The organism is Bacillus sp. SKDU12 (assembly GCF_010093085.1).
Classification (GTDB): domain Bacteria; phylum Bacillota; class Bacilli; order Bacillales; family Bacillaceae; genus Bacillus; species Bacillus mexicanus.
Genome location: NZ_MSRC01000003.1, coordinates 392,423 through 417,870, shown reverse-complemented (window position 1 = coordinate 417,870; position 25,448 = coordinate 392,423). Strand labels below are relative to the sequence as shown.

27 protein-coding genes are annotated in these 25,448 nt (G+C 41.7%); all 27 read right to left on the bottom strand.

Annotation, left to right across the window (positions count from 1 at the left end):
• Positions 1-75 precede the first annotated feature (75 nt).
• The 27 genes from proS to fliM all read right to left on the bottom strand — a co-directional run bounded on the left by proS (position 76) and on the right by fliM (position 25,427).
• Positions 76-1,770 (bottom strand): proline--tRNA ligase, encoded by a 1,695-nt coding sequence (proS, locus tag BTW01_RS03405; protein WP_162101634.1) that lies wholly within the window; start codon positions 1,768-1,770, stop codon positions 76-78.
• A 32-nt stretch (positions 1,771-1,802) separates the two neighbouring features.
• Complete coding sequence (rseP, locus tag BTW01_RS03400; RefSeq protein ID WP_162101632.1) at positions 1,803-3,071, bottom strand: RIP metalloprotease RseP; 1,269 nt, start codon at positions 3,069-3,071, stop codon at positions 1,803-1,805.
• A gap of 6 nt (positions 3,072-3,077) precedes the next feature.
• The gene (gene dxr, locus BTW01_RS03395) at positions 3,078-4,229 is read right to left on the bottom strand and encodes a 1-deoxy-D-xylulose-5-phosphate reductoisomerase (RefSeq protein WP_162101627.1); all 1,152 of its coding nucleotides are present in this window, start codon (positions 4,227-4,229) and stop codon (positions 3,078-3,080) included.
• 61 nt (positions 4,230-4,290) lie between these two features.
• On the bottom strand, positions 4,291-5,100 hold the full coding sequence (gene cdsA, locus BTW01_RS03390; protein WP_162101625.1) for a phosphatidate cytidylyltransferase: 810 nt from the start codon (positions 5,098-5,100) through the stop codon (positions 4,291-4,293).
• A 3-nt stretch (positions 5,101-5,103) separates the two neighbouring features.
• Positions 5,104-5,886 carry an isoprenyl transferase gene (locus BTW01_RS03385; protein ID WP_162101624.1) on the bottom strand — a complete coding sequence of 261 codons (783 nt, stop codon included), beginning with the start codon at positions 5,884-5,886 and terminating at the stop codon, positions 5,104-5,106.
• A gap of 130 nt (positions 5,887-6,016) precedes the next feature.
• Positions 6,017-6,574 (bottom strand): ribosome recycling factor, encoded by a 558-nt coding sequence (frr, locus tag BTW01_RS03380; protein ID WP_162101623.1) that lies wholly within the window; start codon positions 6,572-6,574, stop codon positions 6,017-6,019.
• A gap of 1 nt (position 6,575) precedes the next feature.
• Positions 6,576-7,298 carry a UMP kinase gene (pyrH, locus tag BTW01_RS03375; RefSeq protein WP_162101622.1) on the bottom strand — a complete coding sequence of 241 codons (723 nt, stop codon included), beginning with the start codon at positions 7,296-7,298 and terminating at the stop codon, positions 6,576-6,578.
• Between the two features lie 145 nt (positions 7,299-7,443).
• Positions 7,444-8,325, bottom strand: a complete 882-nt coding sequence (tsf, locus tag BTW01_RS03370; RefSeq protein WP_162101621.1) for a translation elongation factor Ts — start codon at positions 8,323-8,325, stop codon at positions 7,444-7,446.
• 101 nt (positions 8,326-8,426) lie between these two features.
• Complete coding sequence (gene rpsB / locus BTW01_RS03365; protein ID WP_162101620.1) at positions 8,427-9,167, bottom strand: 30S ribosomal protein S2; 741 nt, start codon at positions 9,165-9,167, stop codon at positions 8,427-8,429.
• 144 nt (positions 9,168-9,311) lie between these two features.
• Positions 9,312-9,815, bottom strand: a complete 504-nt coding sequence (locus tag BTW01_RS03360; RefSeq protein ID WP_162101617.1) for a DUF6115 domain-containing protein — start codon at positions 9,813-9,815, stop codon at positions 9,312-9,314.
• Positions 9,816-9,843: 28 nt separating this feature from the next.
• Entirely contained in the window at positions 9,844-10,608 is a 765-nt protein-coding gene (sigD, locus tag BTW01_RS03355; RefSeq protein ID WP_162101616.1) for an RNA polymerase sigma-28 factor SigD, read from the bottom strand.
• Between the two features lie 22 nt (positions 10,609-10,630).
• On the bottom strand, positions 10,631-11,131 hold the full coding sequence (cheD, locus tag BTW01_RS03350) for a chemoreceptor glutamine deamidase CheD (protein ID WP_162101615.1): 501 nt from the start codon (positions 11,129-11,131) through the stop codon (positions 10,631-10,633).
• Positions 11,128-11,757, bottom strand: coding sequence for a CheY-P phosphatase CheC (cheC, locus tag BTW01_RS03345; protein WP_162101614.1), 630 nt, complete (start codon positions 11,755-11,757; stop codon positions 11,128-11,130). The genes cheD and cheC overlap by 4 nt, the downstream gene beginning before the upstream one ends.
• Positions 11,758-11,774: 17 nt before the next feature.
• Complete coding sequence (cheW, locus tag BTW01_RS03340) at positions 11,775-12,245, bottom strand: chemotaxis protein CheW (RefSeq protein ID WP_162101613.1); 471 nt, start codon at positions 12,243-12,245, stop codon at positions 11,775-11,777.
• A 21-nt stretch (positions 12,246-12,266) separates the two neighbouring features.
• On the bottom strand, positions 12,267-14,282 hold the full coding sequence (cheA, locus tag BTW01_RS03335) for a chemotaxis protein CheA (RefSeq protein WP_162101612.1): 2,016 nt from the start codon (positions 14,280-14,282) through the stop codon (positions 12,267-12,269).
• A 5-nt stretch (positions 14,283-14,287) separates the two neighbouring features.
• The gene (cheB, locus tag BTW01_RS03330; RefSeq protein WP_162101611.1) at positions 14,288-15,361 is read right to left on the bottom strand and encodes a protein-glutamate O-methylesterase CheB; all 1,074 of its coding nucleotides are present in this window, start codon (positions 15,359-15,361) and stop codon (positions 14,288-14,290) included.
• 1 nt (position 15,362) lies between these two features.
• Complete coding sequence (locus BTW01_RS03325; RefSeq protein WP_162101610.1) at positions 15,363-16,259, bottom strand: MinD/ParA family protein; 897 nt, start codon at positions 16,257-16,259, stop codon at positions 15,363-15,365.
• Entirely contained in the window at positions 16,250-17,350 is a 1,101-nt protein-coding gene (flhF, locus tag BTW01_RS03320; protein ID WP_162101609.1) for a flagellar biosynthesis protein FlhF, read from the bottom strand. The genes BTW01_RS03325 and flhF overlap by 10 nt, the downstream gene beginning before the upstream one ends.
• Positions 17,350-19,383 carry a flagellar biosynthesis protein FlhA gene (gene flhA / locus BTW01_RS03315; protein WP_162101608.1) on the bottom strand — a complete coding sequence of 678 codons (2,034 nt, stop codon included), beginning with the start codon at positions 19,381-19,383 and terminating at the stop codon, positions 17,350-17,352. The genes flhF and flhA overlap by 1 nt, the downstream gene beginning before the upstream one ends.
• Positions 19,384-19,415: 32 nt before the next feature.
• Entirely contained in the window at positions 19,416-20,498 is a 1,083-nt protein-coding gene (gene flhB / locus BTW01_RS03310; protein ID WP_162101607.1) for a flagellar biosynthesis protein FlhB, read from the bottom strand.
• Positions 20,498-21,277, bottom strand: coding sequence for a flagellar biosynthetic protein FliR (gene fliR, locus BTW01_RS03305; RefSeq protein WP_162101606.1), 780 nt, complete (start codon positions 21,275-21,277; stop codon positions 20,498-20,500). The genes flhB and fliR overlap by 1 nt, the downstream gene beginning before the upstream one ends.
• A 7-nt stretch (positions 21,278-21,284) precedes the next feature.
• The gene (gene fliQ / locus BTW01_RS03300; RefSeq protein ID WP_003220888.1) at positions 21,285-21,554 is read right to left on the bottom strand and encodes a flagellar biosynthesis protein FliQ; all 270 of its coding nucleotides are present in this window, start codon (positions 21,552-21,554) and stop codon (positions 21,285-21,287) included.
• A 14-nt stretch (positions 21,555-21,568) separates the two neighbouring features.
• Positions 21,569-22,234, bottom strand: coding sequence for a flagellar type III secretion system pore protein FliP (fliP, locus tag BTW01_RS03295; RefSeq protein WP_162101605.1), 666 nt, complete (start codon positions 22,232-22,234; stop codon positions 21,569-21,571).
• Positions 22,227-22,886: a flagella biosynthesis regulatory protein FliZ gene (fliZ, locus tag BTW01_RS03290; RefSeq protein ID WP_162101604.1), complete on the bottom strand. Its 660-nt coding sequence runs from the start codon at positions 22,884-22,886 to the stop codon at positions 22,227-22,229. Before fliZ ends, fliP begins: the two co-directional genes overlap by 8 nt.
• 14 nt (positions 22,887-22,900) lie before the next feature.
• Positions 22,901-23,263, bottom strand: a complete 363-nt coding sequence (gene cheY, locus BTW01_RS03285) for a chemotaxis protein CheY (protein ID WP_014476812.1) — start codon at positions 23,261-23,263, stop codon at positions 22,901-22,903.
• Between the two features lie 27 nt (positions 23,264-23,290).
• Positions 23,291-24,439, bottom strand: a complete 1,149-nt coding sequence (gene fliY / locus BTW01_RS03280; RefSeq protein ID WP_162101603.1) for a flagellar motor switch phosphatase FliY — start codon at positions 24,437-24,439, stop codon at positions 23,291-23,293.
• On the bottom strand, positions 24,429-25,427 hold the full coding sequence (fliM, locus tag BTW01_RS03275; protein WP_162101602.1) for a flagellar motor switch protein FliM: 999 nt from the start codon (positions 25,425-25,427) through the stop codon (positions 24,429-24,431). The genes fliY and fliM overlap by 11 nt, the downstream gene beginning before the upstream one ends.
• Positions 25,428-25,448: the final 21 nt, after the last annotated feature.

Genomic DNA, 25,448 nt, shown 5'->3' with positions numbered 1-25,448 from the left:
TGAAGGTACCTCAGGCAATGAGGTACCTTCTTATATTTCTATTTTAACATGTTTTTTCGTAAATCGTCATGGTGATTACTGCTTGCTGATAAATGCAGCTAATTCGGCTACTGAAACCTCGGTTGACTCACCCGTTTGACGGATTTTCACCTCAACAATTCCTTCTTCTGCCCGTTTTCCGACAGTGATGCGGATTGGAAGGCCGATGAGATCTGAATCAGCGAATTTCACCCCTGCGCGCTCAGCACGATCGTCATAAAGCACTTCATAGCCTTCCGCTTTTAATTCAGCATACAGCTTTTCAGCAAGCTCTCTTTGCCCATCGTTTTTCACATTCAAAGCAAGAATGTGAAGATCGTAAGGCGCAATGCTTTTTGGCCATATTAATCCTTTTTCATCGTGATGCTGTTCAGCAATAGCAGAAAGTGTTCTTGACACGCCGACTCCGTAACAGCCCATCAGCATTGGCTGTGCGCGCCCGTTTTCATCTAAATATGTCGCATTCATCGCTTCTGAATAGCGTGTTCCCAACTTAAAGACTTGTCCGACTTCGATTCCTTCTGCAAAACGGATTGTGCCTTTCCCATCTGGTGAAGGGTCTCCTTCTTTAATAAAACGAAGATCAGCAAATTCCTTAATTTCCGCGTCACGGCTCACGTTGACATTTCGATAATGTTGGTCTCCTTCATTTGCACCGGCAACAGCATTGACCATTGCTTTCACCGCCTGATCAGCGTATACTTCCACATCTTGGTTGACACCGACAGGGCCGACAAAACCCGGCTCAGTTCCGAGCTGCTGAATGACCTCTTCATGGGAAGCAAGCTCTACAATTTCTGCATGAAGCAAGTTTTTCACTTTTATATCGTTGACTTCATGATCTCCTCTTACAAGCACTAAGACAAAACGCTCATCCGCTTTAAATAAAACTGACTTGATGCAGTCTTCAGGGGAAACCTGCAGGAACGCAGTCAGCTCTTCGATTGTTTTCACATTAGGCGTATGAACCTTCTCTAAATCTTTAGGTTCTTCATCTGAAGAAACTTCCTGATAAAGGACTTCAGCCATTTCGATATTTGCTGCATATTGTGATTCATCAGAATACGCAATCGTATCCTCGCCGATGGCAGAAAGCGCCATAAACTCATGTGTATCCTTTCCTCCCATTGCACCTGAATCGGCGATGACAGGTCTAACATTAATGCCGCAGCGGGCAAAAATATTCGTATAGGCTTTATACATTTTTTGATACGTTTCATCCAGGCTCTCTTCAGACGCATGGAAAGAATATGCATCTTTCATAATAAATTCGCGGCCCCTTAACAAACCGAAGCGAGGACGCTTTTCATCTCTGAACTTAGACTGAATTTGATACAGAGTCAGAGGAAGACGCTTATAAGATTTAACCTCATCACGAACAAGTGAAGTGATAACTTCTTCATGTGTTGCCCCTAAAGCAAACTCACGGCCATGACGGTCTTTTAATCTCATTAGTTCAGGACCATACGTATACCATCTGCCTGATTCCTGCCATGTTTCAGCCTGCTGAAGTGCGGGCATGAGCATTTCTACAGCATCAATTTTTTCCATTTCCTCACGAACAATTTGCTGAATGTTTTGAATCACCTTATACGCAAGAGGCATATAGCTGTATACCCCGCTTGTATTCTGTCTGATAAATCCTGCTCTCAGAAGAAGCTGATGACTTTTTGCTTCGGCATCGGCTGGAACTTCACGGAGCGTAGGAATAAGCGTCAAGCTTTGTCTCATTTCTTCGCACCTCTAATTGATTTACTTTTCGTTTACAAGAACAGCCGCTGGATATCGTTCCATGTGACGACCAGCATAAGAAGCATTAAGAAAGCTACCCCGATAAACACAACAAATGCTTCTTTTTCCCTGTTAATCGGTTTGCCCCGAATCGCTTCAATAAATAGGAATAACAGTCTTCCTCCGTCAAGTGCCGGAATCGGAAGCAAGTTGACAATCCCAAGGTTAATACTTAAAAACGCAGCAAACTGGAATAAGTTTACCAACCCAGTTTTCGCCACTTGGTCTGTCATGTCGTATATGCCGACAGGACCTGACAGCATGTCTATTTTAAATTGCCCTGTTACTAATTTGCTTAAGTTGGTTAAAATCGCTTTAGTGACATCAACAGTTGATGTGGCACCGTAAGCAACTGCTGAGAGAACACCTTTTTCAGTCGGAGCATAGGAACCGAAACGCCCGATTGTTTTTTTGTTCTCATCTTTCACAGCTTCTGGAGTCACTGAAATATGAAGCGTTTTGTTATCTCTTTTTACAGCGACATCCATTTCTTTTTCTGGATTTTCTTTTACAGTAGAGACAATGTCAGCCCAAGACCTCATTTTATCCCCATTAATGCTTTGGATGTGATCCCCTTCTTTTAGCCCAGCCTCTGCCGCCCGGCCATTGTCAGTAAGCTGCCCAAGCATAGGCTCATTTGAAGGCACTCCTTGAACCAGCCCAAGCATCACTAAAATGACGTAAGCTAAAATAAAGTTCATAATCGGACCTGCAGCAATCGCTTTAATCCGCTGCCATACAGGTTTGGAACCAAATTGACGATTATACGGCGCAATTTGCACTTCTTCTCCGTCTACAACGAAAAAGGAAGTTTCACTGACAGTAAAGGCAGAGAGTTCCTCTTCTTTCCCCTGTTCATAGCCGGTGATCTTCATATCATGCTCTAAATCCGCTGTTTCCACTTCAATGACTAAGGCATCCGGATATTTTTCCTTTTGATTGATAATGACTTTCTCAACTTGATCTTCTTTATTAAACAGAAGCCCGACCGTGTAACCGGGTTTCACCTCAATCATTTCCGGATCTTCTCCAGCCATACGGACAAATCCGCCGACTGGAAGGAGCCTGATCGTATAAACTGTTTCATTTTTTTTAAACGAAAAAATCTTTGGACCAAAGCCAATCGCGAATTCACGGCAGAGGATTCCCGCTCTTTGGGCTAGCAATAAATGACCCAGTTCATGGAAGAAAACGAGCGTTCCAAAAATAATGATAAACGCTATAACTGTGTTCACGAACATACCACCTTATGTGAGTATTGAATTGACGTATCCCCGGGTATCTTTGTCCACTTCTTGAATATCCGCCAAGCTCGGTTTTTTTATGAACTGATGGCGGGATAGTGCCTTTTCGATACAGTCTTCAATAGCTAAAAACGATATCTTGCCGGCTAAAAAGGCAGCAACAGCCACTTCATTTGCCGCATTTAGCACTGTCGGCATTGTTCCCCCTATTTTACCTGATTCAAAAGCAAATTGTAAGCATCGGAACCTGTCAAAATCAGCTTTCTCAAAATGGAGGCTACCGATTTCCCACAATTCTAGCCTTTTTGCATCTGGCAATGGCAACCGGTCGGGGTAAGTGAGCGCGTATTGAATGGGAACCCTCATATCTGGAGTTCCGAGCTGTGCGATCACACTTTTGTCATGAAACTCAACCATTGAATGGATGATGCTCTCCTTATGTAAAACCACATCAATTTGTTCATATGGTATATCAAAAAGCCAGTGTGCTTCGATCACTTCTAAGCCCTTATTCATCATTGTAGCCGAATCAATCGTAATTTTTGCACCCATTGACCAATTCGGGTGTTTTAATGCGTCTTCGACTGTTACTGATTCGAGCTCCTCCCGCGTCTTGTCCCGAAAGCTTCCGCCGGATGCGGTAATGATGAGGCGCTCAATGTTTTTAGTCTGTTCGCCCTGCAACGCTTGAAAAATGGCTGAATGCTCACTGTCAACGGGCAGCAGCGGAACATCGTATTTCTTAGCATGTTCTTTTACTATATGCCCTGCAGTGACGAGAGTTTCCTTATTTGCGAGCGCAATTGTTTTTTTCTGTTCAATTGCCTTTAACGTGGGGATAAGACCGACGCTTCCGAGCAAGGCGTTAACAACAATGTCAACCTCCTCCATCACGGCTGCTTCTATCAGCCCTTCTTCTCCCATCCCAATTTGGCATTCAAAAGAAAAAGACAGTTGTTTTAATTTATGATATGTATCCAGATCACCGACAGAGACAAACTTCGGCTTAAAGGCCTCTATCATCGGAACGGCCTTATCAATATTTCTGCCAAACGACATAGATACCAGCTGAAATTGATCTTGATGTGTACGCAATACGTCAAGAGTCTGTTCGCCGATTGATCCTGTTGCTCCTAAAAGACAAATATTTTTCAAAGCTGCCACTACTCCTATTCTTTTTACTGCATGATCAGTCTCATATTCATATTAGACTTTTTTATGAAAAAAGGGCAAGCAGAAAGTACAAGAAAGGCATGACAAACAAGAAACTGTCAAAACGGTCTAATATACCGCCATGCCCGGGAAGAATTTTCCCAGAATCCTTAACATTGTAATGTCTTTTCAGGGCGGATTCCACTAAGTCTCCAAGTTGTCCGAAAACAGATAAAAACAGCGTGATCAACAGCAGATAGATATATGGGATCGGAAGATGTGCAATAAGCTGAAAAATCGTCGCCAGAACAAGCGCAATAACAATTCCGCCTGCAAATCCTTCCACTGTTTTATTCGGACTGATTTCAGGCCACAATTTTCGCTTACCAAGCGCTTTCCCGACAAAATATGCACCAGAATCAGTGGACCAAATGACAACACACGCGTAAAAAATGTATGTTAACCCGTATTGGTCAAGATTTCTGATTTCTATAAAATAATGAAAACACATTCCGATGTAAATTGCTGCAAGCGTAATAAAACCGACTTCATCAAAAGTAAAGGTGTTTTTCACCAACACTGTGTAAATCAGCAAAAGCAGCACCGCAAACAAAGCGATTTCCATCTTTGAAATTCCATCCGCTTCCAAAAATGAATACTGGCTCGGCAATAAGAACATCCATAATAATAAAAGACCGATCAAACCTGGCAGCGAAATCAGCTTCAGCTTTTTCATCCGTAAAAGTTCAAAAAGCGCCACACTGCCCATTGCATAAATTAATATGGTGAACGGCAATTTCCCGACAATAACCAAATATAAAAATACAATTGCTGCCAGAACACCTGTTAAAATTCTTTGTTTCATGTCCACCATCCTCTAAATTCCGCCAAACCTCCGGCCCCTCTGCTGATATTCTCCTAACGCTTGTAAAAAGTGATCTTCTTTAAAGTCAGGCCACAAGACGTCAGTAAAGACAAATTCACTGTAAGCAACCTGCCATAGCATAAAATTGCTCAATCTGATCTCACCGCTCGTTCGAATTAAAAGTTCAGGATCCTGCAAAGATTCAGTCATTAAATAGCTAGAAAAAATCGATTCATCAATGTCTTCTATATTCAAAGAACCATCTTTCACTTTCTCCGCGAGTATTTTTGCAGCAGTAACTATTTCAGTACGTCCTCCATAGTTAAGAGCAAAATTAAGGATCATTCCATCGTTTTGCGCCGTATCCCGCACTGCCTTTTCAATCGCACGTAATGTATGGGCCGGCAAAGCTGTTTTATCTCCAATGATCCGGACCTGTACATTTTCCTCAACAAGCTCTGGAAGATACGTATTCAAAAATTCTTCTGGAAGCTTCATTAAGAAATCGACTTCCATTTTCGGCCTTTTCCAATTCTCCGTTGAAAATGCATACAATGTCAATACTTTGACACCTAATGCGTTTGCGAGTTTCGTTGTCCTTTTGACCACCTTCATCCCTTCATGATGGCCTGCAATTCGGGGAAGAGAGCGCTTTTTAGCCCAACGGCCATTTCCATCCATGATGATAGCAATGTGTTCGGGTATTTCACCCTTAAGTATGTCTTCTTTTGTATAACGTTCTAAGTTGGAAGCCGCAGTTTGCTGGTTCTTCCAATTTTTGAGTATGTTGAGCATGAGATTCCTCCGTCACCCAAAAAGGTTGCATTCCCTGCTGATAATCAATGTAATCAACAGTATTAACAAAAAAACCCCCTGTAAACATGAGAGGGTCTTTTCACTATTATCTATTGTACATAGTTTTTCATTAAACTTCCATGATTTCTTTTTCTTTGTCTTTTGTGAGACTGTCAATTTTTGACACATATTCATCTGTCAGTTTTTGAACGTCTTCAGTTGAAGTACGCAGTTCATCCTCGGTAATGTCTCCGTTTTTCTCAAGCTTTTTGAGATCATCGTTAGCATCACGGCGAACGTTACGGACAGCTACTTTCGCTTCTTCAGAATATTTTTTCACAACTTTCACTAATTCTTTCCGTCTTTCTTCTGTTAATGCCGGAATCGAAATTCGAATGATATTGCCGTCACTTGTTGGCGTAAGACCTAAATCAGCTTTTAAAATCGCTTTTTCGATATCTCCGATTGCTGTTTTATCGTATGGTGTAATCACGAGCATACGAGCTTCAGGCACGTTAATAGAAGACAGCTGATTTAAAGGTGTCTGTGCTCCGTAATATTCAACTGTTACTTTATCTAATAAAGATGGATTGGCACGGCCTGCGCGCACAGAAGCCAATTCGCGTTGATAAGCAGCAATTGCTTTCTCCATTTTTTCTTTCGTTTGTGTTAATACTTCTTTTGACACGTTATTTCCCCCTCACGATCGTTCCGATGGATTCACCGATAACGGCACGTTTAATGTTTCCTTCTTCCATAATAGAAAAGACGATAAGCGGAATGTCATTATCCATGCATAAAGATGATGCTGTTGAATCCATGACTTCCAGGCCGTCTTTAAGAACGTCAAGATAAGAAAGTGACTCATACTTAACAGCTGATTCATCTTTTCTAGGATCAGCGTTATACACACCGTCAACATTATTTTTAGCCATTAAAATAACGTCTGCTTCAATTTCAGCAGCCCGCAATGCAGCTGTCGTATCAGTTGAGAAATACGGGTTTCCTGTGCCCGCAGCGAAAACAACGACACGTTTTTTCTCTAAGTGGCGAATCGCTTTTCTTCTTATGTACGGTTCAGCAACTTGTCTCATTTCAATGGATGTTTGCACTCTGGACTGGATGCCCAGTGTTTCTAAGCTGTCTTGAAGAGCAAGCGAATTCATAACTGTCGCCAGCATACCCATATAGTCAGCAGTTGCACGGTCCATGCCCAGGTCACTTCCTGTTTTTCCACGCCATAAGTTGCCGCCGCCTACTACAACAGCCACTTCGACATCAAGCTCAGCGATTTCTTTCACTTGCTTTGCAATGGATTGAATGACAGTTGGATTAATTCCGTTTCCTTGTTCTCCTGCCAATGCTTCCCCGCTAAGCTTTAATACGATACGTTTGTATTTTGGTTTTTCCATGATAACCTCCAAGTGTAAACATTGCCGTTTTCTATTATGCAAGAGAAAAAAAGGTTTGTAAATATAGTTTTAAAAATAGGGAACACAAAGTGTGTCCCCTATACTGCCTGAAAAGACGCGACTAGGCCGCGAAATCTTTTCGCCATTATTTTTTCACTTGGTTCATTACTTCTTCAGCAAAGTTTTCTTGACGTTTTTCAATGCCTTCTCCCACTTCATAGCGGACAAAAGTTTGAACAGTTGCGTTTTTCGCTGCCACAACTTGTTTCACTTTTTCATCTGGGTTTTTAACGAACGCTTGGTCTAAAAGACAAATTTCTTCGAAGAATTTGTTCAGACGGCCTTCAACCATTTTCGCTACAATGTTTTCAGGTTTTCCTTCTTGAAGGGCTTGCTGAGTTAAGATTTGGCGCTCATGATTTCTTTCTTCTTCAGATACTTGATCACGAGAAATGTAACGAGGGTTAACAGCAGCAACGTGCATAGCGATATCTTTTGCAATGTCTTCTTCAGTTGTACCGTTCAGAACAGTTAATACTCCAATGCGGCCGCCCATATGAAGGTATGCACCGAATGCAGAGCTGTCGTCTTTTGTAAGAACTGTAAAGCGGCGAAGAGTGATTTTTTCACCGATTTTAGCAACTGCGCTTGTGATGTACTCTTCAACAGTAGAGCCATTTTCCATTTTTTGTTTCAGTGCTTCTTCAACATCTGCTGGAGTATTTGCAAGAAGGTGATCAGCTAACGTGTTAAGAAGTTCTTTGAAGCCTTCGTTTTTCGCCACGAAGTCAGTTTCAGAGTTTACTTCTAAGATAACACCTTTGTTGCCGTCAGTTTTAATAAGAGTAGAACCTTCCGCTGCGATACGGTCAGCTTTTTTCGCTGCTTTCGCAATCCCTTTTTCTCTTAAAAGGTCAATTGCTTTATCCATATCTCCGTCAGTTTCAGTTAACGCTTTTTTACAATCCATCATGCCCGCGCCAGTTTTTTCACGCAGTTCTTTTACTTGCTGTGCAGTAATAGCCATTTGTATTCCTCCTTATATGTTTAAACAAGAGTATGTATATTACACATTTTTCTTGAAAAAAGGTGATAAAAGGCAGTCCCTCTTATCACCTTTTGAATAGGTTACGCAGTTGTTGTTTCTGTTTCTGGTGCAGTTTCTTCAGCAACTTCCGCTTCTTCTTCGCCTTGCTTCGCTTCTAAGATTGCATCTGCCATTTTAGAAGTTAGAAGTTTAACAGCGCGGATAGCGTCATCGTTCGCTGGGATTACAACATCGATTTCATCTGGATCACAGTTAGTATCTACGATACCGATGATAGGGATGTTTAATTTGTGAGCTTCCGCAACAGCGATACGCTCTTTACGAGGATCGATGATGAATAATGCATCAGGAAGACCCTTCATATCTTTAATTCCGCCTAGGAATTTTTCAAGACGCTCTAATTCTTTTTTCAATTGAACGACTTCTTTTTTAGGAAGCACATCAAACGTACCGTTTTCTTGCATTTTTTCAATGTCTTTAAGACGTTTAATACGTTTTTGGATTGTTTCAAAGTTTGTTAATGTACCACCCAACCAACGTTGGTTGACATAGTACATGCCAGAGCGCTGAGCTTCTTCTTTAACAGAATCTTGAGCTTGTTTTTTTGTTCCGACGAAAAGGATTTTTCCGCCTTCAGCAGCAAGATTTTTAGTGAAGTTGTAAGCTTCCTCTACTTTTTTGACTGTTTTTTGAAGGTCAATGATGTAGATTCCGTTACGCTCCGTGAAAATGTAACGCTTCATTTTTGGGTTCCAACGGCGTGTTTGGTGACCGAAGTGAACACCAGCTTCAAGCAATTGCTTCATAGAAATGACTGACATGTTATTTCCTCCTAATATAATGGTTTTTTTTCCTCCGCTTAAGTCATTTTTGTGCAGAACTGCCGCCTGCAGCACCCTCTGCATAAATCGTTAAGCGTGTGTATTTAACACCAAGAAATAATATAACACAGCTTTATCCGACAATCAAGAATCCTTTACACCTTTGGAGCGAAATTTTAAAAACAGCTCGATTTCTGTCTTTCCGCTTTTCAGTTTCTGAGCAATTTGACTGGCCGAGTACCCCTGCTCATATAATTCCATGACCTTGTCTTCAAATGATTGTGTATTGCTGTTTACGTTCTCTTCTTGACGCTCAACTTCAGTAATCAGACCTTCAATATGTTCAAGAAAATTCTCTTCTTCTTGAACCGCCTCCTGTTCTGACTCTTTTTCAGCGAGCCGAAGATCTGTCTTTTGGGTTTCTTCTTTCATTTGACTTGAAGGTGAAGCGGTATTTTCTATCAATTTCTCATTTTCTTCTTTTAATTCAAGAAGAAATGCCGCCAACGTGTTTTCCGTCTCTTCAAGTATTGTCTTTTGCTGTTTTTCAGTTTCCTTCACAGCTGCGAGCCTCATATACAGGATCACGACAGCGTACAGAAGAATGCCGTGGAGCGTAAAGCTTAAAAGCCATAATAGTGTTGACATGTTTTTCACTCGCTAACCATGAAATTGATTATTGAATCACTTTTTCCAGCAGATTCTTTAATTTAAATAGTGCCTTTGAATGGATCTGTGATATGCGGGACGTAGAAAGATTTAATACGTGTCCGATTTCTGTCAGTGTCAGCTCCTCTTTGTAGAACAAACTGACTACCAGCTGTTCTTTTTCAGAGAGTTCATGAATTTTTTCAGCAAGCTGTGCAATTAATTCATCTTTCATGATCTTTTCTTCGGGCGGAACATTTTTATCATCTCTGATCATAACCTGAATGTTTTCCCCATCATCTTGATCATGAAGCTTTTCATCAATTGACAGAAGGTTTGCAAAAAAACCTTCATTCATTGTTGACACTACATCCTGCACCGTCATTCCGAGTTCCTCTGCAATTTCTGCGGGCGATACGTTCCGGAGATAGCGCTGTTCAAGCTGTTCAATCGCTGCTTCAACCTTTTTTGTTTTTTCGCGTGAGGTTCTGGGCAGCCAATCTTCTTTACGAAGCCCGTCTATAATTGCGCCGCGAATTCTAAACGAGGCGTAGGTATCAAATTTTAAGTCCCGGCTGGGGTCAAATTTTTCAAGGGCATCATATAAACCAAGCATACCAAGGCTCATAAGATCGTCTTTATGCACTGATTTCGGCAGTCCGACAGAAATTCTGCCTACATGATATGTGACAAGCGGCATGTAACGGCGCATTAAATCATCACCGGCTTTAGGATCTTTCCACTCTTTCCAGCGCGTCCAAAGCACCTGATCTTCATAATTCAAGGATTGCATTGTTATCCCCCTAATACCTTAATTAAATCGTTTTTTCACCTTGTTTAACAGTTCGAATATGCAGCATGCAGGACTTCGGTTCAAATTCTATCGTCCGGCCGCTTGAGCCGCCCGTATCTTCACTCACAATAGGAATGTTATATAAAGACAGCTGTTCCTTTATCGCTAAAACATTTCTCGGTCCTATTTTCATCAAATCGTTTGTCGATTTAAATTTAAACATCTCTGATCCGCCGGCCAGCTTTGCTTTTAATGCAAATTTCCGGCAACCCGCTTCTATCAGCATATCAATCGTTGTCTTGACGGCAGTGTCAGCATACTTAGCCTGATTTAGTTCTGGCGTTTTTGACAGCGTCGAATCCGGCAGCATAACATGGACGAGCCCCGCCGTTTGCTTTTCTTTATCATAAAGCACCAGTCCGACACATGATCCCAACCCAGAGGTCCTGATGGTGTCCGGAAAGCGGGCGATTTTCACGTCAGCAATTCCAACCTTTACAACAACAGCCTCACTTGTACTCATAATGATGCACCTAAAGCGACAAAGAGCTTTTCAAATGAATCATAGTCCGGCAGCATAAACATATGCGCTTTCAGTTCTTGCTGATGGCTTTGGTCAAAAATTGACGCGTCAACAACAATAGCGTGTTCTCCAACCTGGCTGAGCTCCATCAGCCCTTCGCTGATCACAGCACCAAACATGTCCAATGACACTTCTGGAACACTTGGATACAGCTGGAGTTTCGTCAAATCCGCCAAGGCTGTTAAATATGACCCTGCTAAAATATTGCCCAGTTCATGTAAAGCGGATGAGCTTATATGATCTTCACCTAAGTCTTCTATATCAAAATCGGGGTTTCCGATCAGCTCTCTAATAAACTGTTCCGCCTGATAAAAAGGCATTATAAAGAACATCGAACCCGTTAAATCGCCTTCCATTCTTAAAAAGATGCTGGCAACCGGGGTATCAGCACCGCCGAAAAAATCGACAAGCTCATCGAAAGACAGCAGCTTTGCAAACGGGACTTCCATATCTATCTTTCTATTTAACAGCTGGGCCATCGCAGAAGCGGAATGGCCGGCGCCTATATTGCCGACTTCCCGCAAAATGTCCATCTGCTCTTCTTTGATTCCATTAAAAATACTCATGTCATAACCCCTTTAGATTAAGCTTGATCGGGCACAGCGGACTGAGATGATTCTTTATCCAAAACCGCGTTCGCATCAATAATATTTAAGAGTCTGTTCTCTTGTTTTACAATCTGTTCGATTGACACATCCGTATCTTTTTGAATGCTTTCTGGTGCGGATTCAATTTCATTTTCGTGCACGGTAATCACATCATTCGCTTCATCCACAATCCAGCCGATTTCAGTATCACGATAAGCAATAATGATAATTCGTGTTTCATCGGTAATTTCATACTCTGGCAAGTTCAGGCGTTTTCTTAAATCAATAACCGGGGTTACCACTCCGCGCAAATTGATTACCCCGCAAATATATGGTTCGACACCAGGCACTCTTGTTGGCTTTTGCCATTTTTCAATCGATTTCACCTGAGTGACAGATATGGCATACTCTTTGCCATTCACCATAAAAACAATCATTTTTTCGCCGGTTTTAATTTCTGCAGTCATGTGAGACACCTCCTCGAATGGTTAAATAATCAGTGCATTACAATCAATAATGAGCGCTACTTCTCCGTCTCCTAAAATAGTAGCTCCGGAAATTGCAAAGACGTTTGTTAAATAATCACCGAGTGATTTCAGTACAACTTCCTGCTGGCCAATAAAGGAGTCGACCACAAATGCAGTAGGTTTGTCGCCTTTTTTCACGATAATGATATGGAGCTGTTCCGCATCTTGTCTTGTATCTTCTATTTTAAACTCTTCTTTTAAATAAACGACAGGGACAATGTGCCCTCTAAAGTCAATCACTTCTCGGCCATGCGTTTGCAAAATGTCTTTTCTGTCAATAACTGCCGTCTCAATGATTGAAGAAATTGGAATGGCAAATGTCTCTTCTTCCAATTTGACCAGCAGAACTGAAATAATGGACAGCGTGAGCGGCAGCTGGATGCTGAATAGAGAACCTTGCCCTTCGGCAGATCTCACACTGACTGAACCGCCAAGAGACTCCAGTTTATTTTTCACAACATCAAGTCCCACACCGCGCCCGGAAATATCAGAAATTTGATCAGCAGTTGAGAACCCTGGCGCAAAAATCAATTCGTAAATTTCATTATCCTCTAAGGTTTCGGATTCTTTTTCCGTAATGACTCCGCGTTCTAGCGCTTTTTCGAGAATTTTTTTACGATTAAGGCCTGCACCGTCGTCCTCGACTTCGATAAAGACATGGTTGCCGCTGTGATAGGCTTTAAGTACAACTTTTCCTGATTCTGCTTTTCCCTTTTGCAAACGTGTTTCCGGCGCTTCGATTCCATGGTCGATACTGTTTCTGATCAAGTGAACGAGCGGATCACCGATTTCATCAATCACTGTTCGATCCAATTCAGTTTCCGCACCGATAATCGAGAGTTCGATTTTTTTATTCAGCTCTTTTTGAAGCTGGCGAATCATTCTCGGGAACCGATTAAAAACGGTTTCAACCGGAACCATTCTCATATTAAGAATAATGGATTGCAAATCTCCCGAAATTCTCGTCATTCGTTCAACCGTATCAGTCAGTTCATTATGCTCAAGTTCTTTTGCAATTTGCTCAAGGCGCCCGCGATCAATGACAAGCTCTTCAAATAAATTCATTAATGAATCGAGTCTCTCAATGTTGACACGAATTGTTTTAGATCCGCCGGCCGTATGTTTTGCCTGTTCATCGTTTTTAGCAGGCTGCTTTTGCTTCTCCTGCTTCGCAGATACAGATGCAGGCGAATCTGCCGGCTTAGATGCTTCCGGCTGTTCAGCTGATGTTAAAGGAGCTCCTTGAATAACTTCAACATGCTCAATTTCTGAAATGCCATTGATTAATTGTTCAATCTCTTCTGCTGATTGATGTGTTAAGAAACAAACTTGAAAGTCATTGCCGAAATCTTCTGTTTCAAGCACTTCTGCATTCGGGATTGTTTTGGCTACTTCTCCGACTTCATTAAGTTTTTCAAACACCATATAGACACGAACTGCTTTTAACATACAGTTTTCGTTTAGAGAAATCTTGATTTCATACCGTTTGAAGCCTTGCTCCTCCGCTTCTTGTATGACAGTTCGTTCAAATTCATCATATTCCCAATCACTTGCTGAATGCTGTGCTTCTGCAGTTTCCGCAGTGGCAGCCGTTTCCGCGTGCGCTCCATTTACATCAAGCTTGGCGCTCACTTCTGAGATATCTCTTTTACCATCTCCGCCATCAATAATAGACTGAACCATAGCGTCCAGGTGATCCAGAGCTTCAAATAAAACATCCAGCCACTCTGGGGTAACGGCCATGTCTCCGTTTCGGATTGCATCCAGAACGTTTTCAAGCAAGTGGGTTAGATGTGCTAAGTCTGTATAGCCCATCGTTGCGCTCATCCCTTTTAATGTATGGGCAGCTCTGAATATATCATGAACGAGCTGAAGGTCAGTCGGGTCTTTCTCTAAAAGGAGAAGCTTTTCATTACATGTTTGTAAATGCTCTTTACTCTCATCAATAAAGACATCTAAATACTGATTCATATCCATTTGAATCACACCCTCTCTTTTTTCACACAGCTAGCAATGGATGCTGCGATATCTTCCACATGTTTAACCTCATGGATGAGGCCCGCTTTAACAGCTGCTTTTGGCATCCCATATACGACACAAGATTCTTCAGACTCCGCAATGGCTTTCACATTGCCGGCCGCAAGCATGTCCTTTAAGCCGGCAGTGCCGTCACTGCCCATGCCGGTCATGATAACCGCTGTTTTTTCATAGTCTGCCAATTTACTGACAGAACGGAATAAATAATCAACAGATGGTTTATGACGGCTTGGCGTATCGAGGTTATCAAGCACAATTTGGAGTCCCCCGCTGTTTTTGATCACGGATATGTTTTTTCCTCCCGGTGCTATGTATACACAGCCATTATGAGCCGCTTCACCATCTTTCGCTTCTTTTACTTGAATGTCAGATAAATGATTCAGCCGCTCAGCCAAAGAAGCAGTAAAACCTTCAGGCATGTGCTGAACAACAATCACTGGTGCGTCTAAATCTTTAGGGAGCTTCGGTATTACCTTTTGTAACGCCCTTGGACCGCCAGTTGATGTGCCGATACATACAATTTGTCTGCCTGTGCCGGGTTTCAGTTTGCTGCTTTCAAGCTTTACAGCACGCACGATAGGTGCAGGCCGTACTGCCGCCTGCGATACAGGACGTGTCCTCTTGCCAGATAGCCCAGCCGTCATGACACGCTCAACTAATTGTTCTTTAATTTTGTACAAATCCAGAGAAATAGAACCAGATGGCTTTGTGATAAAGTCGAAGGCACCGATCTCTAAACAATTAATTGTGCACTCTTTTCCTTTTTCGGTCTGGCTTGACACCATGATGACCGGCAAGTTATAAATCTCAATGATTTTGCGCAGTGTGTCTGTCCCATTCATGACCGGCATTTCAACATCAAGAGTTACAACATCAGGATTTAGCAATTCAATTTTCTTAAGTGCTTCTTCTCCGTTTCTCGCAGTTCCGATTACTTCTATCTGCTGTTCTTCGGTTAGAAAATCACTTATCATTTTTCTCATGAAAGCTGAATCATCAACTACAAGCACACGAATCAAATTAAGCCCTCCTCATTAAAAAAGAAGATAATTTCTCAATAAATGTCTGTTTTTCTTCTTTATGTCTTGTTTCTTCTCTTTCAAACAAGGCGTCCGCTAAAAGTCGGACTGACCGGCTAGCTTTTGCCTGAGGGTTTTTTATGAAAAAAGGAACCTGTTCGACAACCGCTTTGCTCACGATCGCATCGTCAGAAACGGAGCCCGCAAACTGAACCTGAACATCCAAAAACATATGAATCGTGCGGGAAAGACGGGTAAAAGTGTCCAGCCCTTCCTTTTGATCGCTGCACCGATTGACAGCGACCTTCATTGAAAGTTTATTCTCCGTCAAAACCAAATGCTTGACAGCGCTGTATGCGTCCATGATGGCCGTCGGTTCGGGAGTTGTTATAATCAAAATATCTTCTGCCGACAAAATAAAAGGCAGTTGATCTTTTGATAAGCCCGCTCCCATGTCAAACAGTACATAATCGAACTGGCCCAACGCGTGAGAAAGCTCATTGGAAAAAAACGTCCATTTTCTTTGATCCAACTGAAACATCACATCAAGACCGGTTCCGCCTGATATATACCGCAAACCCTTTGGCCCAATGGATAATGACTGCATTAACGGCTTGCGGTCAGTTAATACATCGATAATCGTGGCGGACGGTGAGTTTCCCATTAATATATCAATGTTCCCCATCCCGATATCAAGATCGATGAGCAGCACCTTCTTACCTTTATCTTGAAGCGCGATGGCCATATTTAAGGTAATATTGGATTTTCCGACACCGCCCTTGCCGCTTATAACAGCAATTGTCTTCGCTTTTTGCGAATAAACCCTTGGCAGAACATGCTGACGTTTTTCCATTTCCGCCCGTAAAGTTGCTGCTTGGTCAAATCTGTTCATCTGCACAGCATCCTTACAAAATCAAGTGGAGATACAGTCTGTATATCCTCCGGCACATTTTGGCCGTTCGTTATAAAACCTGCTCCTATTTTTGATTCTGCCAGAATATTAAATATAGAACCTAAGGAAGTCGTTTCATCTATTTTCGTAAAAATAAACTGATTGACAGGAACGGAAGAAAACCGTTTGACAATATGCTTCATATCTTCATATTTTGCAGTCGCGGATAAAACGAGAAATGATTGAATACTGCTTTCAAAAGGAATCGTTTCTTTCAATTCATCAATGTATTGCTGCTCCTTGAAGTTTCTTCCGGCTGTATCAATAAACACATGATCATACTCAGAAAATAACTCCTTTGCCTGCTGGAATTCTTCTTTTGTATAGCACACTTCCAGAGGAGCCTGCAGCAGCTCGGCATAGGTTCTCAACTGTTCGACAGCTGCTATCCGATACGTGTCCGTTGTAATAAAGGCAATTTTTTTATTTTTTTCAAGCATAGATATGGCTGCGAGCTTAGCCAGCGTTGTTGTTTTTCCAGCTCCTGTTGAACCAAACAACACGATATACTTTGAGTGAATAGGCTCCTGCCACTTGTCTGCTGAAGGCAGCATATCACATAATATATCCTGAAGTTTGCCAACCACGTTTTCTTCCGTCAGACCGCCTGCCTCCACAGAATAGCGAAGCATTTTTTTCAAAATGCTCGTCTTCGCTGACTCTTTAATTCCCGTTTCTTGCAATAGCTTCTCTGCTTTTCGCAGCGGCTCAGGAAGTACGGATTGATAGGCTGAAAAATCACCGGGCTCTTGTTGCACCGAAATTTGAGGAGGAAATATCCTCTCCTCTTTTTTCGGATTGCTGACCGGAGTTTTTAATATTTGTTTCGGCTCAGCTGCTTTTTGAGGCACTTTTTGCTCAAGGAAATCCTGGTCTAATACGGCAATAACTTCAACAGCAGGCTTGTTAATGAGGCCAAACCATTTTCGTTTTTTGATTTTTTTCGAATTTAATATGACTGCTTCATTACCTAACTCTTTTCTGATGAGTAGTGCCGCTTCTTGCATTGAAGCAGCAGTAAATTTTTTTATTTTCATTAAATATCCACCACTCCAATGCTTTGAACCTCAACATTTGCCTCAAGTTCGTTATAAGAAAGTACCGGAAGATCAGGGAAGTATCGTTCCAGAAGCTGTTTCACATACATTCTGACAGGCGGCGAACAAAGAAGAATTGCCGTTTCCTGACGTAATGAGAGCTGTTCGGCTTCTTTAGCGACAGAGCGTACAATGCTTTCTGAAACATCTGGTTCAAGCGATAAATAATTCCCGTGTTCTGTTTGCTGTACACCATCGGCAATTGCCTTTTCTACACGGCCCGAGCAAGTAACAACCTTCAGCACTTCATTTTCCTTGGCGAACTGGGCGGTTATTTGCTTAGCCAGTGCCTGTCTTGTATACTCTGTCAAAAGATCAGAATCTGTTGTTAATTTTCCGTAGTCAGCAAGCGTTTCAAAAATCGTGACTAAGTTTCGGATTGACACTTTTTCTTTTAAAAGCTTAGCCAGCACCTTTTGAATATCTCCGACAGACAGCGGATTCGGCGTAACCTCTTCCACAAGGACTGGATACGTCTCCTTCAAGTGATCAATCAGTTGTTTCGTCTCCTGTCTTCCGAGCAATTCGTGGGCATACTGCTTGATTTTCTCCGTAATATGGGTCGAAACGACTGAAGCAGGATCGACAACTGTATAACCGAGCATATCAGCTTCATCCTTTACCGATTCGCCAATCCATTTGGCCGGCAGTCCGAACGACGGTTCCACTGTTTCAATCCCTTCTATGAGATCGTCTTCAGGTGTAGGCGACATTGCTAAATAATGATCAAGCAACAGCTCGCCTTTCGCTACTTCGTTGCCTTTAATTTTCAAACGGTATTCATTAGGCTGCAACGCTATGTTGTCTCTGATGCGCACAACAGGGATAACCAGTCCAAGTTCCAGGGCCAGCTGACGGCGAATCATCACAATTCGGTCTAATAAATCACCGCCTTGATTTGCATCCGCAAGCGGTATTAAACCATATCCAAACTCAAATTCTACCGGATCAATGTGCAGTAGCTGAACGACACTTTCAGGACTTTTAAGATCGTCGACCTCGGCCTCTTCCTCGAGAACCTCATCCACTTCTTCTTTTTCCTTACCTGATTTAGAAAGCATATAAGCGCCAAAAGCAAGCAGCCCTGCAAGCGGCCCCGTCAGAAAAATGCCAATCGGAGTGAAAATACCAAGAAGCAAAATCGTAGATGCTGCGACATATAAAAGTTTTGGATAAGCAAACAGCTGACCTGTAATGTCATGTCCTAAGTTTCCTTCAGAGGCTGCTCTTGTCACGACAATACCTGTAGCTGTTGAAATTAACAGCGCCGGAATTTGCGAAACAATTCCATCCCCTACGGTCAGCATCGTAAATTTTGAAGCTGACTCTTGAATGGACATGCCTTGCTGAAGCATTCCGATCACGATACCGAAGATAATATTGATCATCACTATAATGATCCCGGCAATCGCGTCACCTTTTACAAATTTGCTGGCACCGTCCATTGCTCCATAAAAGTCTGCTTCTCTTGCCACTTTTTCACGACGATGCTTCGCTTCCTGTTCGGTAATCATCCCAGCATTTAAATCAGCATCAATACTCATCTGCTTCCCTGGCATTGCGTCCAGCGTAAACCTTGCCGCAACCTCAGAAACACGTTCAGCACCTTTCGTAATGACGACAAACTGAATAATAATCAGGATGATAAATACAACAAGTCCAACTAATACATTTCCGCCGACAACGAAATTTCCGAACGTCTCGACCACTTTTCCTCCTTCACCATGTGAAAGAATGGAACGGGTCGTTGAAACGTTTAAGCCCAAACGAAACAGGGTTAAAAGCAGAAGCAGTGACGGAAAAATTGAAAACTGAAGCGCTTCTTGCATATTCATTGTGGTGAGAAGCACGATCAACGCAAGAGAAATATTAATAATGATCAAAATACTTAACAGCCATGGAGGAAATGGAATCACCAGCATCGCCACAATGAGGACAACACTTATTAAAACGGATAAATCTCTTGTTGACATGCTGTTTTTTCTCTCCTTTTAAATCGAAAAATTCAATATACTTTTTGTTTTGTTTTATATACGTAAGCCAAAATTTCTGCCAAAGCTTTAAAAAATTCTTCCGGCACAGCCTGGTCAATTTCCACCTGATCATATAACGCACGGGCAAGCGGCCTGTTTTCTACCATCATGACATCATGCTCTTTAGCAATTTTCCTGATTTTTAATGCCATATGGTCAACACCTTTTGCAACAATATAAGGAGCGTCCATTTTTCCTTCATCATATTTCAAGGCAATCGCGTAATGGGTCGGGTTGGTGATAATGACATCTGCTTTTGGAACTTCCTGCATCATCCGCCTCATCGCCATTTCCCGCTGTCTTTGTTTGATTTTAGACCTGATGATCGGATCTCCTTCAGATTTTTTGTACTCATCTTTTATATCCTGCTTTGACATTTTGATGTTTTTCTCATAGTCAAACCTCTGATATAAATAGTCAAGACCCGCAAGTATTAACAAAGCGCCTGCACCGCTCAGCCCCATCCATAAGGTCAGTTTTGAAACAAAAGAAAGCACCTCTGCGGGTGTCAAAAGCGGAAGCCGGAGAATTTCTCCATAATGCAGCCAAAGTACAGCGAATGCCGCAAAACCGACAACTGTGATTTTTAATATGGATTTGATCAGTTCTACAATTGCCCTCATACTGTATATTCGTTTAAAGCCTTTAATCGGATCCAGCTTTTCAAGTTTAGGCTGTATTGCTTCAGCAGAAAACAAGAACCCGACCTGCAAATAGTTACTGGCAACGCCTGCAATAAGAGCGACAAGCAAAATCGGAGCAAGTATTATGCCCATGTCCTTTAATAAACTGATAAACAGTGTATGAACATTAGATTCTGATAGCTTCATTGTGAGCAAATCGGTATAAAACGTCTCTATAAATGACAGCAGCCTGTCTCTCATATACGGACCGATCGCAATAAACGAAAGAAATATGACTAATAAAGAAATAGCGGTATTGACATCCGAGCTTTTGGCTACCTGCCCTTTTTTCCTCGTATCCTTCCGTTTTTTCGGAGTGGCTTTCTCTGTCTTCTCACCTGCAAAAAACTGCAGGTCAATCCTAAGCTTCATTAAGAAACACCGACCAATGCTAAAAGATTCCGCATCGTTTCAATCGTTAAGCTGAAAACATTCCGCACAACAACGAACATAACGGACATACACACAATGAGCATGATAAAACTGACAGCGATCTTTAAAGGCAGACCGACCACAAATACATTTAATTGCGGAACACTTCGGGCTACGATACCTAATGCTAAATCAACGAGAAACAAACTAGCCACAACCGGCGCTGACATTTGAAAAGCGATAATAAACATCGCATTAAAGCTTTTCGCGATAAAATAAACAAACTTCTCGTCACCGAAATTCGGAAATGCCTGATCAACAGAAATATACTGAAAGCTGTAGTAAATACCGTCCAGCAGTAAGTGGTGGGCATTGACGCTCAGCATAAACAAAAGTGCCATCGTATAGATAAACTGGCCGATTAACGGGCTTTGTGCACCAGTTTGCGGATCAATAACATTCGCAATTGAAAATCCCATTTGAAAATCAATAAATGAACCGGCAATCTGCACTGCAGCCAGCATCATATAAGCAATCAATCCTAGACAAAGACCCACCAAAGCTTCTTTAAACGTTAGAAGCATATATTGTCCATCTATCTCCAAAGAGGGAGGTTTATCAATGGTGCTGAAGCAAATGACTGCGAGAAAAAAAGCAAACCCAATACGATGAACAGCTGGAACATTCCGATGTCCGAATAACGGAACCGTTACAAAAAAAGCAGAGATTCTAATAAAAACCAATAAAAAAGCAGGAAATAAGTCAATAATTGAATTCATCTCTACATTACCCTGCAAAACGGTTTAAATTAGAAAACAGCTCTGTTGTAAATGAAAGAATGGTGGACAGCATCCATGGTCCAAAAAAAATCAGGGCGAGTAGAACTGCCACGATTTTCGGAATAAACGCCAAAGTCTGTTCTTGGATTTGAGTTGTCGCTTGAAATATACTGACGATTAAACCGACCAGCAAAGCGATAGCCAATAATGGCCCGCTGATCATCAGCGTTACGTATACGGCTTTTTCTGCCATAGAAATTACAAATTCTGAACTCACATTTAGCACCTACCCTAAAAGCTCTGAAGCAAAGATTTCACAATTAAATACCAGCCGTCTACTAAAACAAAAAGTAATATTTTAAAGGGCAGAGAAATCATAACTGGAGGGAGCATCATCATCCCCATTGACATTAAGACGCTCGCCACTACCATATCTATAATTAAAAATGGGATAAAAATCATAAAACCGATTTGAAACGCTGTTTTGAGTTCCGATATGGCAAATGCGGGAACCATTGTTGTGAGCGGAATATCCTTTAGTGATTCAGGTTTATCCATTTTCGCGTAATTCATAAACAGCGCCAAATCCTTCTGCCTTGTGTGTTTACTCATAAATTCTTTAATCGGTTCTTCAGCTTTCGTATACGCTTCGTCCAAGCTGATTTTGTTGTCCATTAATGGAGTCAGCGCTTCTTTATTAATCTCTGAAAACGTAGGAGCCATAATAAAAAACGTTAAAAATAGCGCAAGTCCGACAAGAACCTGGTTTGGCGGCATAGATTGCGTCGCCAGTGAAGTCCTGACAAATGACAGAACAATGACGATGCGAGTAAAACAAGTCATAAGAATCAATATTCCAGGCGCCACTGAAAATACAGTTAATAATAATAGTAATTTAACAGTTGAACTTACGTTTTCCGGATCACTTGAACTGAAAATATTTATAAACTCATTCATGATGACGTGGGCCTTTCTTTTTTCCTTCAGAACGATTTTGTTTTAACTCTTCAAGCTGCTCTTTTAATGCTTTTGAAAAGGAAAGCGATTTTTCCTGTGGCTGCTGTTCAGAACCCTTCAGCGGTTTCACAAATTTTTGCCATTCTATTTTGTTTGACATCGCCTCTTCATGCTGGCTTAGAATGATTTCAGTCTCTTTTTCATCCTCGATTTCTTTCAGCAGCTGGATCGTCTCTCCTACACCAACGACAAGCACACTTTTTCCGACTTTAATCAATTGGATAGACTTGTTTTGACCGACCGATGTGCCACCTATATTTTCAACGTATTGAAAAGGCTTTAGGAGGCGATTTCTTTTGTTCATGAGCTTAACAAGCCCATAAATCAGTACGATAACAAACAGTAAAGCGAAAATCATCTTCACAAAATCAAAAGCTGAGACAGAAGGAGCTGCCGCTCCCTCCGTCTCATCAGCAGTTTGTGTTGTTTTTTCTTCCTTATGCTCTGATTTATCTGCAGTTTTTTCATCTTTCTTTTTGAACCATTCGTTTACAGTTGAATTATTAGAGTCTGCCGCGGCGGCAGACATCGGATGTACACTGAATAGAACGAAAAAACAAATAAAAGCGATGAAATATTGACTCTTCCTCAACAGTCGTACACCCTTTAACTTAATGTTTTGTTGATTGCTTCAAGCACACGGTCTGCCTGGAAAGGTTTTACGATGAAATCCTTAGCGCCTGCTTGAATAGCATCGATAACCATTGATTGCTGTCCCATAGCAGAACACATAATAATTCTTGCCTGTGCATCAATTTGTTTAATTTCTTTTAAAGCTGTAATACCGTCCATTTCAGGCATCGTGATATCCATAGTAACGAGGTCAGGAGAATGCTCTTTATATTTTTCTACTGCTTGTGCTCCATTTTCAGCTTCCGCTACTACTTCAAAACCGTTTTTCACCAAAATATCTTTAATCATCATTCGCATAAATGCTGCGTCATCTACAATTAAAATTCTATGTGCCATAATCTATCTATCTCTCCTTGTATTTTGTTATTTTAAATTATTAATGCGCTCTGCCTGGCTTAAAATATCAGTGACTCTTACACCGAAGTTTTCTTCAATGACAACGACCTCGCCTTTGGCAACAATACGCTGATTTACTAAAATATCTACCGGCTCACCAGCTAATTTATCAAGCTCAATGATACTTCCTGCAGAAAGCTCTAAAATCTCTTTAACGCTTCTTTTCGTTCTTCCAAGCTCAACAGTGATTGAAAGCGGGATATCCAAAAGCATATCCAGGTTGTTTCTAGGGGCTTGCGAAGACTCGTTTGAATCAAACGCGGAAAACTCTACCGGTGAAACCTGAACTGGCGCTGATTGTTTTGGTGTTCCCTGTCTTTTTGGCGGTTGCGGTTGCGGTTGCTGCTGTTGCTGTGGTTCATGATGCGGCTCTGGCGTTACAGACTCTTTCGGCTGCTCATATGTAACATCAGGCTGCGGCGCTGCTTCTTCCTCTGCACTTCCTGTATTCATAAGGTTTGAAATTAAGTCTTTCGCAAATGTCAGCGGATAAAGCTGCATAATGCTGGAGTCTATTAATTCTCCCACCTTTATGTTGAAAGAAACTTTCACCAGCATTTCATCATCAGGAATACGGTCAGTTCCCTTTTCTTCAATGACATCGAGCAATTCAACCCGAGGCGGTGAAATATCTATTTTTTTACTGAATACAGTAGACATTGATGTAGCAGCTGATCCCATCATTTGGTTCATCGCTTCTTGAACCGCACTTAAATGAATTTCACCTAGCGAAGGGTCAGCGCCTTTTCCGTCTCCCCCGATCATTAAGTCAGCAATGATCGCGGCGTCATTTTGTTCTACGACCAGCAGATTGCTGCCGCTAAAGCCCTCCGTATAATTCACTTCAATGGCTACATACGGTTTAGGAAACGCATCGCTGATTTTACTTCTAGGAATGACAGTTACGCTTGGAGTCGTAATATCGACCTTTTGATTTAAAAGTGTTGACAGTGCTGTCGCAGAACTGCCGAATGAAATATTTCCAATTTCACCGATCGCGTCACGCTCCATGTCCGACAAGTCATGTACTTCCGTAGCCTCAGGCTCATCAGGTGTGCTGCCTGTGCCGTTAAGAAGCGCGTCAATCTCATCTTGAGATAATCTATTATTCTCCATCTTGTTCACCTCTTATGTCGTGATCTAAAATTTGCACTGCCTGTTTTCGATTCACCCGGCCGGCTTGTCCTAAAAATTTCGGCTTATCTCCGACCAATACAGTAAGAGGATCTGTGACTGATTTGTCCAAAGTTATGCAGTCTCCGACTTCTAAACTTAAAAACTCTTCTATTGTCAGTTCAGATGTGCCGAGCTCGGCCACGACAGGTATTTGTGCTGTCATAATACGTTTTTCAAGTGACTTTGTTTCCTCAGGCTTTGGCTCATTTCTATCTGATTGCATCCAATAGTGGACCGAAAGCTTCGGTATGAGCGGCTCGAGGACAATATGCGGGATACAAAGATTTATGACACCACTGATGTCACCAATTTGAGTATTGAGCGATATCACCACAACTGTTTCATTAGGAGATACCATCTGAACGAATTGCGGATTCACTTCAAACTCAGTCATTTCCGGTTCAATATCAGCAATTGACTGCCAAGCTTCTTTATAATTCCCCAGTGCATTTTCAAATAAATTTGAAATGATTTTTGTTTCAATTTCTGTCAAATTGTCAACCTTATTATGACTGATTCCTATACCGCCCATTACCCGATCCATCATCGTATATGCAATCGCAGGGTTAACCTCCATCATAATTCTGCCTTCCATCGGATGGACAGCAAACAGGTTCAGTATCGTCATGTTCGGGATGGATCTAATAAATTCCTCATAAGGGACCTGGTCAACAGAGCTGACAGATATGTGAATATAGGTCCGGAGCTGAGCAGAAAAATGAGTAGTGAGAAGTCTAGCAAAATTATCATGAATTCTCGTTAAACTACGGATCTGATCCTTAGAGAACCGCAGGGCACGTTTGAAATCATAAACCTTCACTTTCTTCTCTTTTTCTTCCTTTTTCAGCTCTTCAGCGTCCATTTCACCAGTTGATATTGCAGAAAGCAGTGCATCTATTTCATTTTGGGAGAGAACTTCTCCTGCCATTTTCCTCACCTCCGTATTCTG